Raw genomic sequence first — 13,631 nt, forward strand, 5'->3', positions numbered from 1 at the left:
CGCCAGCGTTATAGGCCGAATTTGAATCGATGCAAGCTGCGCTTCAGCACCCCAGTTTCGATTTAAGTAATTGAATCTACTGAAATTTGTCGGAAAGCCTGCAGAAAGGTAGCCACGCGTCGAAACCGTCCTGGGCAGGCCCATCCGGGCCTGTTTCATGCGGCTTGGCCTGACGTGTCAGTGACGGCTGACCGGACCGAAACAGCATCGCCAGGCAGCGGTGTCGACGCGTCGATCCAGACCGCCCACGCACCCTGCGTTGATGTCGACGCCTAGCCGATGTGCAGCGCCGTGCGCCCGCTCTGCAGCGCCCATGAGCGATGCCGATGCAGCACGGCGACCCCGTAGTTCTCTCGCGCCATCACACGCAATGTGAGCAGCTGTCTACGAAACCGGCCGCCCGAGCGTGACGTCTGGCACGCAATCATCGTGGCGTCGCCCGTAGCCTCGGCAGGCACCCTGAACTCGGGTGCAATGAATGGCATCCGGTCCCCTGCCGGATGGTCTCGTCCCTCTTCGCAGAAGGAAGATCGATGAATCGCAAGCACGCGTTGTATGTGGCGTTGCTCGCCGGCATTGCCGGCATGTCCCCCGTCGCCATGGCTGCCACTCCCCCAGCAGCCGAGATGGACTCCGCCCCGGTCGAAGCACGCCCGGATGCCGCCGCGCTCGGTGGCGCGGAACTGCGCAGCCTTCCCCCGGGCAGCGCGCACGCACCGCGCCTGATCGAACTGGCCGCGCCCGACAGCAGCAAGGCCGCGGCGATGAAGCAGGCGCGCGGACAGCAGGTCAAGAACGGCCAGCCGCTGCAGATCGGCTTTTCCCGCGACGTCGCCAAGCCCGACATCAACCTGCGCCGGCTGAAGTGGCAGACCCTTCCCAACGGCGCGCAGGTCACCAGTTTCGAAATCGCCTCGACCAATGCGCAGGCGCTGCGCGCGGCGCTGCAACTCAGCGGCAGCGGCGCCCAGCCCGGCGATCCGCGCAAGGCGACGCTGCGCTTCGCCGGCGAGGACGGCCGCGTGTTCCAGCAGAGCGGCGCCGATTTCGCCGGCAGCCAGCCCGGCTGGTCGGCGGTGATCGCCGGCGCGCGCATGGTGGTGGAGATCGAACTACCGGCGGGCCAGTATCCGCAGGGCTTCGCGCTGAAGATCCCGCAGCTGTCGCACCTGGACATCAGCCCGGTCGCCAGCGACACGATGATGCGGCCGATGATCGGCGAGAGCGATTCGTGCGAGCGCGACATCGTCTGCCGCGCCAATCCGAGCTCGGGCTTCACCTCGGCGGCCAAGTCGGTGGCGCGCATGACCTTCACCAGTGGCGGCAGCACCTACCTGTGCACCGGCACCCTGCTCAACAACAGCAACTCGCCGAAGAAAGCGATGTTCTGGACCGCGGCGCACTGCATCAGCACCCAGACCGTGGCCAACACGCTGCAGACCTACTGGTTCTACGACGCCACCACCTGCGGCGGCTCCACGGTCAATTCCAACTACACCACGCTCGGCGGCGGTGCCTACCTGCGCTACGCCAACACCACCCGCGACACCTCGCTGCTTGAGCTCAAGAGCGCCCCGCCCAGCGGCGCGTTCTATGCGGGCTGGAGCAGCTCGGCGATCGGCTCGACCGGCACCGCGATCGAAGGCATCCACCACCCGGCCGGCGACGTCAAGAAGTACTCGCTGGGCAAGGTCACCGCCCTGTCCACCTCCACCGACGGCAAGTCGCCGCTGTACCGCGTGCAGTGGAGCACCGGCGTCACCGAGGGCGGCTCGTCCGGCTCCGGCCTGTTCACCGTCAGCAGCAACGGCACCTACCAGTTGCGCGGTGGCCTGTATGGCGGCACCTCGTACTGCAGCGCGCCGAGCGATCCCGACTACTACTCGCGCTTCGCCGACGTGTATTCGTCGATCCAGCAGTATCTGAGCCCGTAAGCCAAGGTCCGGGAGGGCCGTACTCCCGCACCTGCGCCTAGGACAGGCCGTCTCACACGGGCGGCCTGTCCGTTTCGCACGCCGATGGCGCACACCGGCTACACTCGACGCATTCCCCTCACCGGCAGATGCGCATTGGCCAAGCCCAACTACTCCTTCGAGAAACGTCAGCGCGAGCTGGCCAAGAAGAAACAGCAGGAAGAAAAGGAAGCACGCAAGCGCGAAGCGCGTGCCGCCGCGGCCAAGCCCGCATCCGACGACGACGCCGCGCCGAACGACGCCGACACTGCCAGCGACGCCTAGGCCTGCAGCGGCGCCGCAGGCGCCTGCTGGCCACTGTATCGCGTCCTTCTACCGGCCCTGTCGCGCGACGCACACGCCTCGACGCGACGTGCCCGGCGCTGCGCTCAGCTGACCTTCTTGGCCAGCATCGTGCCCAGCACGAACAGCACCAGGGCGATGGCGATGCCGGCCCAGAACAGGAACTTGGCGATGCCCATCGCCGCGCCCGCCACGCCGCTGAAGCCGAGCGCGCCGGCGATGAGTCCGATGATGGCGATGATGATGGCCCACTTGATCATGATGCGGTCTTCCCGAAACGAGGACAGGCGCACGCCGTGACGACGTGCGATGACGCCGGCCCAGGGCCGACGCTCGTCCGGGAGACTAGCCAGCGCGACATGCGCAGGCGGTGAAACGTGGATACACGCGCCGTGCACGCATGGCAGGGCGCGGGGCCGACGCTCAGGCGGTGCCGGTCTGCGCCGGCGCCGCCCCATCCGCCGGCAGGTTCGCCGGGAACCATTCCGCGCGGCGCAGCCAGCCGGCGAGGAACTTGGCGTCGACCGGACGCTCTGCCACCACGCGCTGGTAGTAGTCGATGCGCTGCTGCCGATACTGCGCATACACCTGCGCCGTGTCCGCGCTGGCCAGGGCCGCCAGGGTGGTCGGCCCCATCTCCCCATCGATCACCAAGTCCGTCGCGCCCAGTTGCTGCAGGATGCGCTGCAACAGCTTGATCGCCACGTCGCCGGCGTTGACGTAGAAATCGAACACGAGTTCGGCCAGGGGTTGCGAGGCGATCTGGTCGGCGCCGATCCTGTCCCAGTATTCGTGCTGGTAGATCGTCGCGGCCTGCTCGACCGTCAGCGCGCGCAACGCCTGCAGGGTCGGCGCCTCGCCGAGCAGTGCCTGCGCGCAGCGCTGGAACGTGGCCAGGGTGATGCCGTAATTGGTGGCACCGCCCGGATCGTCAGGATCGTCGACGAAGCCGCCTTCGAACCGCAGCAGCTGCGGGAGATACAGGTCGAACGAGGCCATGGCCAACTCCTTGCGATCGATGGGCGTTCCCGGCAGCGTGGCACACCCGGTGGCGCCATGCAGTGCGCTGAGGCACGCGGGGCGCGCCGCCAGGCGGCGCAGGCGCTCATGGCGTGGATGCCGGCGGTGAAGGCGCGCCTTCCGGAAAGCCCAGCGCCTGCTCGGCTGCACGCGCGGTCAGCGCCATGTCGGCCCAGGCCGGATGCGGCGTGGTGGGCGGGATCTGGCTGCGCATCAGCCGCTGCGGATCGGTCTGGTCGGCAAAGGTGCCGCTCCAGGCCTGCGGCGTCTGCCACAGCGCATGCTGCAGCACGACCTGCATGTTGGCGATGGAGTGCCGTGGCAACAGATGCGGGAACCAGGCGCCGTTGACGTCGTAGGCGGTCCGGAACGCCTGCCCCACCGGCGCATAGCCGAACGTGGACGGCGGCAGCGACGGCACGTAGTCCCAGTAGTTGTAGCAGCGCGTGCTGTCGGCTGCAGGAATATGCGCGGCATAGACCTGCTCCCAGCTCGCGTCGCCGACCATCGGGCTGCAGAAATTGATGTTGCGACTGGGCAGCGCCGGCCGACTCAGCGCCAGGTCCAGCGAGAACAACTGGCTCAACGCGCCGCCCAGGCTGTGCCCGGTGACGTAGACCTGGGTCGGCGCGAAGTGCTCCAGCAGGGCGAACAACTGCTCGCGCATCGAGGCGCGCATGGCGCCGCCCCTGGCGTTGTAGATGCCGTAGAACCCGGCCGACACCTGCGGCGCCGGCGTGGCCGTGCCAGCGGCGGGGACGAAGGCGGTGGTGGAGAAGTCCAGGTCCTCGTAGATGTCCAGGTCCGAATCGGTGCCACGGAACGCGAACAGATAGGTGCCGGCGGCGACCGTGGAGCGGAACAGCAGGCCGAACAGCTCCTCGCTACCGCCCAGCGGATCGCCGTCCCAGCCGGACCAGCGGGCGACCAGGCGGTAGTCGGACGGCGCCGACACCGGCTTGCCTTCGTAGGCCGCGTAGGCGGCGATGCTGGCGGCGGCCATCGCCAGGGTCAGTTGCGGCGGCAACAGCGGTTGCGTCGCGGGAATCGCACTCATCGGCAAACATCCTGTCGGGCGGCGCGGCGTGCGCCGTGGAAGCCGGCACACGCTTTCCCTGCGGAACCGTGGTCCGTCCGCCACGCGGCGGCGGCCATCGGGCGATGACCGCACGGGCGGAGCGTGCGGTTTGATAGCACTGCCGATCACGATGATGCTTGGATGCGCATCGCAGCGCACATCGCCACCGCTGTATTTGTCTACAGTGCTCCGCATGCGGGCGCGCAGGCACCGCCTGTGCACACCGCTTGCACCGTTCCGTCACGGACCGCGCGCGCGCCTCCCGGCACAGTGCAGGCGGGCACTGTCGCCCGCTCGGAGATCCGCATGGCCAGCCCGCAGGAACTGGAAGAGAAATTCTGGAAGGCATTGAAGTCCGACCGCACCGTGATGCTGGGCCTGGACGGCGTCGAGGATGGCCACGCCCGCCCGATGACCGCACAGTTCGAGGGCGACAGCGGCGGCCCGATCTGGTTCTTCACCTCCAAGGACAACGCGCTGGTGCAGAAGCTGGCGCAGAGCCAGCGGGTGATCGCCGCGTTCAGCGCCAAGGGCCACGATCTGTTCGCCAGCATCAGCGGCACGCTCAGTGTCGACAACGACCAGGCCGTGATCGAGCGCCTGTGGAACGGCTATGTCGCAGCGTGGTACGAAGAGGGCAAGGAAGATCCCAAACTGGCATTGCTGCGCCTGGATCCGGATCACGCGCAGATCTGGCTCAACGGCTCCAGCCTGATGGCCGGCATCAAGGTGTTGTTCGGCATCGACCCCAAGCGCGACTACCAGGACAAGGTCGCCGACGTGCCGCTGCGCTGAGCGGCACGCTGGGCACTGCACGCCAGCCGGCCGCATGCCGGCTGGCCATGCACGATCAGGGACGCGAGGTCGGCGGCAGCCGCTGACGGATCGCCTCGCACAGCACGCGTTCGCATTGCCGGGTGGCGGCATCCACGTCGTTCTCGGCCAATGCCTCAGCGCGCGCCAATGCCGCCAACGCGGCACCCGCGTCACCACGCTGCGCCGCCATCAGCGCCTGGCAGCGCGGACGCAACGCCGGACTCGTCCAATCGATCTCTGCATTCAGTGACGCATCCAGGGGATCGGCCTGGTCGGCGCCGGCCATGGCACGCGAGAACGCGAGTTCGCAGCGCAACAGCGCGACCAGGGTGTGCCAGGCTTCGGCGACCGGCGCAGGCAGCGTCGCGACCTGCTCTTCGAAAACCGGCTGCAGCGCAGCGATCTGCGCCCACTCGCCACGGATCTGCATGGCTTTCAGCGTGAACCAGACATAGAAAAACCAGCCGTCGCCGTCCGCGAGCAGAGCCAGGCGGTGTGCCGGCAGCTTGTCCGCGGTGACGCCGCGCAGCGAGAGGCCATTGAGTTCGGCCAGCACCTCGGCCAGGGCGTCCGGATCGCGCCGCCGTGCATGCTTCAGCAACTTCAGGCCGTCGCTGCCGCCGAGCGCGCTCTGCAACGGCACCAGATTGCCCAACCCGACTGCCAGATTGAACACGGCTGCGCCGATGCAGAACGCGCCACTGCTGCTGCCCAGCCCCAGGCGCCATGCCAGGAATCCGCATCCGGCCGCCACCAGCAGGTTGGCCAGCGGACCTCCGGCGATCAGCACCAGATACTGCCGGCGCACTGCCGCATACGGGTTCGGCACCGCCAGCACGACGCCCGTGTTGTCGCCTTGCCGCGTGCGTTGCCAGCGGACCCGCCAGCCGCGGCGCCGCGCAAGCAGGTGCAGTGGGCCGACCCGCACCATGGACACGGTCATGCCGACCGCGCGCGCCGCCAACGCGTGTCCGCCTTCGTGGATCGCAATCGTGGCGAACACCGCCAGCGGGAAGATCAGCAGCATCGCCAGAAAGGGCGCCAGCGCCGACGTGACCACGTGCGCCAGGGCCATGCAGCCGGCGAACATGGCCAGGTTGCCGACAATGATCAGGACAAGGCGCACGCCTTTGAGCACGGCGTCGAGCCAGGGCGGTGCGGCCCATGCGGTGCGCGTTTGGTCGATGGCGCTCATCCGCGTCCACCCCGTTGGAGCGCGCCTCGCCCCGCCTGGCGCAGCACCCCACTGCGATCGCGCCCTGCCCCGCACCGCTGCTGTCGCGATCTGCCGAGTCCTTGCACGGTTCGCCGGCGCCGTCCGATCGCCCACGCGCCGCGACTAGCGGCGATAGCGCACCGCCAACTGCGCGGCCGCCGCGGCGCGCTGCCGGCGCAGGGCAAGGCCGAGCGGACTCATGGTCGCCACCTCGGCGTCGCCCGCCTGCTCTTCCAAGGCCCGCTGCACCCGCGGCGACAGCCCCCAGTCCGCAGAGATGGCCTTGGCGCAGTGCGCCGACCAGGCTTCCAGCATCTCGGTCATCGCCGCCGGTGTGGGCGTTGCCTCGGCGTGGCGCGCGTGGACATCGCGCAGCACCTGCACCACCGAGACCGCGCCCAGCCCGCACAGCAGCGCCAGCAACTGCGCGGCGTTCGCATCGTCGCGATCGGGCACCTGGGCGGCGGCGTGCGCCGACAGCAGGGTGTGTTCCCACAGCACCGCCGCACAGCGGCCGAAGACGCTGCCGTCGTCGACGATCACCGGCTGCAGCAGCGCCGCCAGCACGATCTGGCGCAGGCCCTCGGTGCCGAGCAGGGCCACCGCCCGCTCCAGGTTCTCGATCGGCTCGGGATGGCGGCGGTAGACGACGCTGTTGGCGATGCGCAGCAGGTTGCCGGCCAGCGCCGGGTCCTGGCCCAGGATCGTGGCGATGGAATGCGCGCCGGCGGCCGGATCGTTGATCGCACGGGTGAGCTGCGGCAGCAGGTGCGGACGCCGTGGCGTGTAGCGCGGATGCGCGTCGATGCGCGCCAGCACCACGGCGGCATCGGCCATGACCGCCGGCGCGGCCGCCGCTGCGTGCACCGGCCGGCCAGCGAACGCCAGCTCGCACAGGCTCGCCAGGATCGCGGCGTCCGGCACTGGATCCAGGCCGATCAGCGCCGGGTCGGCGAAGGGGTCGAGGCCCGGTTCCGCTGCGGCATCAGGCGCGGCCAGCGCGGCGCGTGCAGGCGCTGCCGGCGCCTCGGGCAGGTCGGCATCCTCGGCGACGGCACGCACCTGCGGCGCCTCCGCCGCATCGCCACGGCCACGGCGCCACCACCACCAGAGTCCCGCCCCCAGCACCAGCGCAGCCGCGCTGATGGCAATCCACATGATCGGCACGATCGTCGTCATCCGCAAAACATCGCCAGGTCCCCGCGCCCAGCCACCGGTGCGCACCCACGTGGCACGCAACGCCATTCAAGCATGCCGCGCCGATTCGTGCGCGGCGATACCGACCTGCGGCCGCAGGCACCCGCTGTGCGGGTGTCCTGCGCCGATCCGCGCGCGCGCATCGACACGCCGCGTCGCGGCGCCCATGTCACCCATCGCACCATGCAAGCGCCATGCCGGCGGCGCCCGACGCCGCGACGGCTACATGTTGCGCCGATACTCGCCGCCGACCTCGTACAGCGCGTGGCTGATCTGGCCCAGGCTATGGGTCTTCACCGCCTCCATCAGCGCCGTGAACACGTTGCGGCGCTCGCGCGCGGCGCGTTGCAGCGCGCCCAGGCCGGCGCCGTCCGCGGCCAGCGCCAGCGCGTTGCGGCGCTGCTGCCAGTCGCGCACGTTGCCGATCTGCTGGTCCTTTTCCTGTTCGGTGGAGCGGATCAATTCGATCTCGGTCGCGGTCTCGCCGGCGTGCTCCTTGGGCAGGAACGTGTTGACCCCGACCAACGGCAGGCTGCCGTCGTGCTTCTTGTGTTCGTAGTACAGGCTCTCTTCCTGGATCTTGCCGCGCTGGTACATGGTGTCCATCGCGCCGAGCACGCCGCCACGTTCGCTGATCGCCTCGAACTCCTTGTACACCGCCTCCTCGACCAAGTCGGTGAGCTGCTCGACGATGAAGCTGCCCTGCCAGGGGTTCTCGCAGAAGTTCAGCCCCAGCTCCTTGTTGATGATCATCTGGATCGCTACCGCGCGGCGCACGCTCTCCTCGGTCGGCGTGGTGATCGCCTCGTCGTAGGCATTGGTGTGCAGGCTGTTGCAGTTGTCGAACAACGCATACAGCGCCTGCAGCGTAGTGCGGATGTCGTTGAACTGGATCTCCTGCGCGTGCAGCGAGCGGCCCGAGGTCTGGATGTGGTACTTCATCATCTGGCTGCGCTCGTTGCCGCCGTAGCGCTCGCGCATCGCCCGCGCCCAGATCCGCCGTGCCACCCGGCCGATCACCGTGTATTCCGGGTCCATGCCGTTGCTGAAGAAGAAGCTCAGGTTCGGCGCGAAATCGTCGATGTGCATGCCGCGCGCCAGGTAGTACTCGACGATGGTGAAGCCATTGCTGAGGGTGAAGGCGAGCTGGCTGATCGGGTTCGCCCCGGCCTCGGCGATGTGATAGCCGGAGATCGACACCGAGTAGAAATTACGCACCTTCTGCTCGACGAAATACTGCTGGATGTCGCCCATCATGCGCAGTGCGAATTCGGTGCTGAAGATGCAGGTATTCTGCGCCTGGTCCTCCTTGAGGATGTCCGCCTGCACCGTGCCGCGCACGCTGGACAGGGTCTGCGCCTTGATCTGCGCATAGGTCGGCGCATCCACCAACTGCTCGCCGCTGACCCCGAGCAGGGCCAGGCCGAGGCCGTCGTTGCCCGGCGGCAGCTCGCCGTGATAGCGCGGGCGTTCGCGGCCTTCGAACAGCCGCGCCAGGGTCTGCTCGGCCTGCGCCCAGCGCTGCGCGTCGGCCTTGAGGTACTTCTCCACCTGCTGGTCGATGGCGGTGTTCATGAACATCGCCAGGATCATCGGCGCCGGGCCGTTGATAGTCATCGACACGCTGGTGGTCGGCGCGCACAGGTCGAAGCCGGAGTAGAGCTTCTTCATGTCGTCCAGGGTCGGGATATTGACCCCCGAGTTGCCGATCTTGCCGTAGATGTCCGGACGCGGCGCCGGGTCCTCGCCGTACAGGGTGACGCTGTCGAAGGCGGTGGACAGGCGCGCGGCCGGCTGGCCGACGCTCAGATAGTGGAAGCGCCGGTTGGTGCGCTCGGGCGTGCCCTCGCCGGCGAACATGCGGATCGGATCCTCGCCGGTGCGGCGGTACGGATACACGCCGCCGGTGTACGGATAGCTGCCGGGCAGGTTCTCCTTGCCGAGGAAGGTCAGCAGTTCGCCCCAGCTCTTGTAGCGCGGCGCGGCGATCTTCGGAATGGACTGATGACTCAGCGACTGCCGGTAGTTCTCCACCCGGATCGGCTTGCCGCGCACCGCGTACTCGGTGACCGGATCGGTGATCGACTTCAGCCGTTGCGGCCACTCGCGCAGCAGCTTCAGCGACTCGTTGGACAGCGACTGCAAGGCATCGTTGTAGCGCTGGCGCAGCAACAGCAGGCTGGCGTCGACGGCGGCAGCGGAGGCCTCGGCGGACGTGCGCGGCGCCGGCAGCAGGTCCTGCGCCGCGTACAGTTCCAGTTGCGCCGGCAACTGCGGATCCTGCAGTTCGTGCAACGCCTGCCAGAACGCCTGCGCACGGTCGGCCGCTTCGGCCTGGCGCAGCACGCCGGCATTGAGGGCGCGACCCTGCTCGGCGATCTCGGCCAGGTAGCGCACGCGCGCGCCGGGAATCAGCACGGTGGCGCGCGGCTCCTTCAGCGTGGTGTCGAGCTGCGGGCGGAAATCGCAGTGCGCCTGCGCACCAGGCGAGCCTGCAGCGGCCTCGGTCTGCGCATCGAGCTTCTCGCGCAACAGGCGGCACAGATTGACGAACATCCAGCTCACGCCCGGATCGTTGAACTGGCTGGCGATGGTCGGATACACCGGGACCGCCTCGTCCTCCAGCTGGAACGCCGCGCGGTTGCGCCGCCACTGCTTGCGCACGTCGCGCAACGCATCCTCGGCGCCGCGCCGGTCGTACTTGTTCAGCACCACCAGTTCGGCGAAGTCGAGCATGTCGATCTTCTCCAGCTGGCTCGGCGCGCCGTAGTCGCTGGTCATCACGTACACCGGGAAATCGACCAGATCGACGATCTCCGAATCGCTCTGGCCGATGCCGGCGGTCTCCACGATCACCAGGTCGTAGCCGATGCCCTTCAGCAGCGCGATGCAGTCCTTCAGCACGCGATTGGTGGCGGCGTGCTGGCGCCGCGTGGCCATCGAGCGCATGTACACGCGCGGGCTGCGCAGCGCGTTCATGCGGATGCGGTCGCCGAGCAGCGCGCCGCCGGTGCGGCGTCGGCTCGGGTCCACCGACACCACCGCGATGCGCATCTGCGGGAAGCTGGCCAGGAAGCGGTTGAGCAGTTCGTCGGTGACCGAGGACTTGCCGGCGCCGCCGGTGCCGGTCAGGCCGAGTACGGGCGCTGCGCGCCCGCTGCGGGACCCGGGACCCGGAACCCGGGACTCGGAAGGGCGAGGCAGGCCGGCCTGCCACTGCTTGCGCAACAGGGCCAGTTCGGCCTCGGAGAACACGCCGTCTTCAATGGCCGACAGCATCCTGCCGATGCCGATCTCGTCGTCGATGCTGGGAATCGAGGTGCCGGCTTGTTCCGGGTCCCGGGTCCCGGGTCCCGCGTCCCGTGCGCGCCCGGCACGCGCCACCACGTCCTCGATCATCTCCACCAGGCCCATCTTCATGCCGTCGTTGGGGTGGTAGATGCGCTCCACGCCGTAGGCCTGCAGCTCGGCGATCTCCTCGGGGGTGATGGTGCCGCCACCGCCGCCGAACACCCGCACATGGCCGGCGCCGCGCTCGCGCAGCATGTCCACCATGTACTTGAAGTACTCCACGTGGCCGCCCTGGTAGGACGACAGCGCGATCGCATCGGCATCCTCGTGCAGCGCCGCGCGCACCACGTCCTCGACGCTGCGGTTGTGGCCGAGATGGATCACCTCGGCGCCCTGCGCCTGGATCAGGCGGCGCATGATGTTGATCGCCGCATCGTGGCCGTCGAACAGGCTGGCGGCGGTGACGAAACGCAAGGGACTGGCATCCGTCTGCGGCAACGGAACGCGGGACGCGGGAAGGCTCATCGTGCGCACATCGAAAAGAGAATGCCGCGATTCTAGGCGCGCAGCGCGACACGGGCAGGTTGCGCTGCAGCATGCGCGCCAGCGGAGCGGGCCGCGCGCGCGACGCCACGCTTGCCTATCCGCTACATGAATACGCACCGGGTGCGCGGTCAACAGCCGTGCCGGTCGCGGCGTTTCCTCCGACGTCGGCACCCCGCCGATACCTTCGGAGACATCGTATGTTCGCTCGTCCCTTGTTGCTGGCCTCCCTGCTCGGCGGCGCGCTCGCCGGCGGCATGGCCGTCGCGCCCGCGCAGGCGCGCGAGGTGGTGGAACTGTCGGTCCGCGCCGCGCCGCCGCCGCCGCGGGTGGAACGGGTGGTGGTGCGTCCCGGCTATGTCTGGATGCCCGGCTACTGGCAGTGGAACGGGTACCACCACGTCTGGGTCGCCGGCCGCTACGTGGTGGAACGGCCGGGCTACGTCTACGTCGGCCCGCGCTGGGAGCACTACGGCCCCGCCTATCGCTTCCACGCCGGGTACTGGGTCCGCCACTGATGCATCGCCCCACAGCGCCGCGCGTGATCGCCATGCTGGCGGCGCGCGCGGCTGCGTGCCCGCCGATGCATGGCCGCCGGCCCGCATGGCGTACCGCGACACACGCGGTGCCGGCGTTCGGCCGCTGCCCGCTGCGCAGCTGCGAAGAGACTTCAGCCCCGGCGCCGACTGTCAGACGTCGGGGCTGAAGCCCCTCCCACAATGCAATCGCATTGCCGGCGGCCGCCACGGGGACTGACCGCCACCGCTCGCCCGCTCTTCCCCGTCCGCCAGGCACCGCCTCCACCGAGAGCCGCCCTGGTCCGCGATCTCAGCATCGGCCCGGGCAAACGGGCACGCTGCCGTCCCTTGCGTCGCACAGCACGGCGAGATGCCCGCACCGCGGGGCCATGGCGTCATCGCGCGGGCAGCCGGCAATTGCTTTAAAATGCCGGCATCGCGACGCTCAGGGCCTGTTCCGGAACCGTCGCGTTTTTGTTTTGCGCCACTCACCAGGCATGTTCCTGGACCATGGTGCCTGACACCTGCAACGCCAGCGGAGCCCCCATGCTTTTCGAAACGCTAGCCAACACCGGCCACGAACAGGTCGTCTTCTGCCACAACCGCGACGTGGGACTGCAGGCGATCATCGCCATCCACAACACCGTGCTCGGCCCCGCGCTGGGCGGCGTGCGCATGCGCCCCTACGCCAACACCGAGTCCGCCCTGCAGGACGCGCTGCGGCTCAGCCGCACCATGACCTACAAGAACGCGCTGGCCGGGCTCAACATCGGCGGCGGCAAGGCGGTGATCATCGGCGATCCGAAGAGCGACAAGTCCGAAGCGCTGTTCCGCGCCTTCGGACGCTACGTCGATTCGCTGGGCGGCCGCTACATCACCGCCGAGGACGTCGGCACCGACGTCAACGACATGGAGCAGATCTACCTGGAGACCGAGTACGTCACCGGCGTGCACCAGGTGCATGGCGGCTCCGGCGACCCGGCCCCGTTCACCGCCTACGGCGCGCTGCAGGCGCTGATGGCCTCGCTGCAACGCAAGTTCGGCCACGAGGAGATCGGCAAGACCAGCATCGCCGTGCAGGGTCTGGGCCACATCGGCATGGAGCTGGTGAAGCTGCTCAAGGAACGCGGCGCCAAGCTGTACGTGACCGACCTGGACCCGGCGCTGGTCGCGCGCGCCGTGGCCGAATACGGCGCCGAATCGGTCGACCCGGACGACATCTACGACGTCGCCGCCGACGTGCTGGCGCCGTGCGCCATGGAGAGCGCGCTCGACGAGGCCAAGCTGCCGCGGCTCAAGGTCAAGATCGTCTGCGGCACCGCCAACAACCAGTTGGCCAATCCCGCCGTCGGCGAGGAACTGCACCGCCGCGGCATCCTCTACGCGCCCGACTACGCGGTCAACGCCGGCGGGGTGATGAACGTGTCGCTGGAGATCGACGGCTACAACCGCGAACGCGCGATGCGACTGATCCGCAGCATGTACCACAACCTCGGCAAGATCTTCGACCTGTCCGAGCGCGAGAACATTCCGCCGCAACAGGCCGCCGACCGCATCGCCGAGGCGCGCATGCAGGCGATCGGCAAGCTCAAGCTGCCGCTGGGCCGCACCGCACCGCGCTCGATGGGCCATCTGCGCGGCGAGTGACGCCGCGCGCCGCCTGCGCCGCAGGCGGAAGAGCCACAGATCGCAGGGCC

General features: G+C 68.9%; 11 protein-coding genes. 5 read left to right on the top strand and 6 right to left on the bottom strand.

What is annotated here, in order from left to right:
* Positions 1-533: 533 nt before the first annotated feature.
* The gene (locus GGR64_RS02930; protein WP_184449150.1) at positions 534-1,934 is read left to right on the top strand and encodes a serine protease; all 1,401 of its coding nucleotides are present in this window, start codon (positions 534-536) and stop codon (positions 1,932-1,934) included.
* Positions 1,935-2,018: 84 nt separating this feature from the next.
* Entirely contained in the window at positions 2,019-2,237 is a 219-nt protein-coding gene (locus tag GGR64_RS02935; protein WP_184644327.1) for a hypothetical protein, read from the top strand.
* Between the two features lie 104 nt (positions 2,238-2,341).
* Here the strand turns inward: GGR64_RS02935 and GGR64_RS02940 are convergent, their stop codons facing one another.
* The 3 genes from GGR64_RS02940 to GGR64_RS02950 all read right to left on the bottom strand — a co-directional run bounded on the left by GGR64_RS02940 (position 2,342) and on the right by GGR64_RS02950 (position 4,332).
* Entirely contained in the window at positions 2,342-2,515 is a 174-nt protein-coding gene (locus GGR64_RS02940; protein ID WP_184643842.1) for a DUF1328 family protein, read from the bottom strand.
* A 163-nt stretch (positions 2,516-2,678) separates the two neighbouring features.
* Positions 2,679-3,254 carry an N-acetylmuramidase gene (locus GGR64_RS02945; protein WP_184643844.1) on the bottom strand — a complete coding sequence of 192 codons (576 nt, stop codon included), beginning with the start codon at positions 3,252-3,254 and terminating at the stop codon, positions 2,679-2,681.
* A gap of 106 nt (positions 3,255-3,360) precedes the next feature.
* Positions 3,361-4,332, bottom strand: coding sequence for a lipase family protein (locus GGR64_RS02950; RefSeq protein WP_184643846.1), 972 nt, complete (start codon positions 4,330-4,332; stop codon positions 3,361-3,363).
* Between the two features lie 327 nt (positions 4,333-4,659).
* Between GGR64_RS02950 and GGR64_RS02955 the strand changes: the two genes are divergently transcribed.
* A complete protein-coding gene (locus tag GGR64_RS02955; RefSeq protein ID WP_167087460.1) occupies positions 4,660-5,148 on the top strand; it encodes a pyridoxamine 5'-phosphate oxidase family protein in 489 nt (162 codons plus the stop codon).
* A gap of 55 nt (positions 5,149-5,203) precedes the next feature.
* Here GGR64_RS02955 and GGR64_RS02960 read toward each other — a convergent pair whose 3' ends face one another.
* The 3 genes from GGR64_RS02960 to GGR64_RS02970 all read right to left on the bottom strand — a co-directional run bounded on the left by GGR64_RS02960 (position 5,204) and on the right by GGR64_RS02970 (position 11,398).
* A complete protein-coding gene (locus GGR64_RS02960) occupies positions 5,204-6,364 on the bottom strand; it encodes a M50 family metallopeptidase (protein ID WP_184643848.1) in 1,161 nt (386 codons plus the stop codon).
* Between the two features lie 144 nt (positions 6,365-6,508).
* Complete coding sequence (locus GGR64_RS02965) at positions 6,509-7,543, bottom strand: HDOD domain-containing protein (protein WP_260302651.1); 1,035 nt, start codon at positions 7,541-7,543, stop codon at positions 6,509-6,511.
* A gap of 261 nt (positions 7,544-7,804) precedes the next feature.
* Positions 7,805-11,398 carry a methylmalonyl-CoA mutase family protein gene (locus GGR64_RS02970; protein ID WP_184643852.1) on the bottom strand — a complete coding sequence of 1,198 codons (3,594 nt, stop codon included), beginning with the start codon at positions 11,396-11,398 and terminating at the stop codon, positions 7,805-7,807.
* 218 nt (positions 11,399-11,616) lie between these two features.
* Between GGR64_RS02970 and GGR64_RS02975 the strand changes: the two genes are divergently transcribed.
* Together GGR64_RS02975 and GGR64_RS02980 are read left to right on the top strand one after the other, a co-directional pair.
* Positions 11,617-11,934, top strand: coding sequence for a hypothetical protein (locus GGR64_RS02975; RefSeq protein ID WP_260302654.1), 318 nt, complete (start codon positions 11,617-11,619; stop codon positions 11,932-11,934).
* 546 nt (positions 11,935-12,480) lie between these two features.
* Positions 12,481-13,581, top strand: a complete 1,101-nt coding sequence (locus GGR64_RS02980; protein ID WP_167087452.1) for a Glu/Leu/Phe/Val dehydrogenase — start codon at positions 12,481-12,483, stop codon at positions 13,579-13,581.
* Positions 13,582-13,631: the final 50 nt, after the last annotated feature.

It is taken from the genome of Xanthomonas sp. 3307 (assembly GCF_014199735.1).
Classification (GTDB): domain Bacteria; phylum Pseudomonadota; class Gammaproteobacteria; order Xanthomonadales; family Xanthomonadaceae; genus Xanthomonas_A; species Xanthomonas_A rydalmerensis.

What these genes read in the sequence shown, in the direction of transcription:
- GGR64_RS02945 (WP_184643844.1), bottom strand. Translation starts at nt 3,254, where the DNA reads ATGGCCTCGTTCGACCTGTATCTCCCGCAGCTGCTGCGGTTCGAAGGC.
- GGR64_RS02980 (WP_167087452.1), top strand. Translation starts at nt 12,481, where the DNA reads ATGCTTTTCGAAACGCTAGCCAACACCGGCCACGAACAGGTCGTCTTC.
- GGR64_RS02935 (WP_184644327.1), top strand. Translation starts at nt 2,019, where the DNA reads ATGGCGCACACCGGCTACACTCGACGCATTCCCCTCACCGGCAGATGC.
- GGR64_RS02940 (WP_184643842.1), bottom strand. Translation starts at nt 2,515, where the DNA reads ATGATCAAGTGGGCCATCATCATCGCCATCATCGGACTCATCGCCGGC.
- GGR64_RS02950 (WP_184643846.1), bottom strand. Translation starts at nt 4,332, where the DNA reads ATGAGTGCGATTCCCGCGACGCAACCGCTGTTGCCGCCGCAACTGACC.
- GGR64_RS02960 (WP_184643848.1), bottom strand. Translation starts at nt 6,364, where the DNA reads ATGAGCGCCATCGACCAAACGCGCACCGCATGGGCCGCACCGCCCTGG.
- GGR64_RS02975 (WP_260302654.1), top strand. Translation starts at nt 11,617, where the DNA reads ATGTTCGCTCGTCCCTTGTTGCTGGCCTCCCTGCTCGGCGGCGCGCTC.
- GGR64_RS02955 (WP_167087460.1), top strand. Translation starts at nt 4,660, where the DNA reads ATGGCCAGCCCGCAGGAACTGGAAGAGAAATTCTGGAAGGCATTGAAG.
- GGR64_RS02965 (WP_260302651.1), bottom strand. Translation starts at nt 7,543, where the DNA reads ATGTGGATTGCCATCAGCGCGGCTGCGCTGGTGCTGGGGGCGGGACTC.
- GGR64_RS02930 (WP_184449150.1), top strand. Translation starts at nt 534, where the DNA reads ATGAATCGCAAGCACGCGTTGTATGTGGCGTTGCTCGCCGGCATTGCC.
- GGR64_RS02970 (WP_184643852.1), bottom strand. Translation starts at nt 11,398, where the DNA reads ATGAGCCTTCCCGCGTCCCGCGTTCCGTTGCCGCAGACGGATGCCAGT.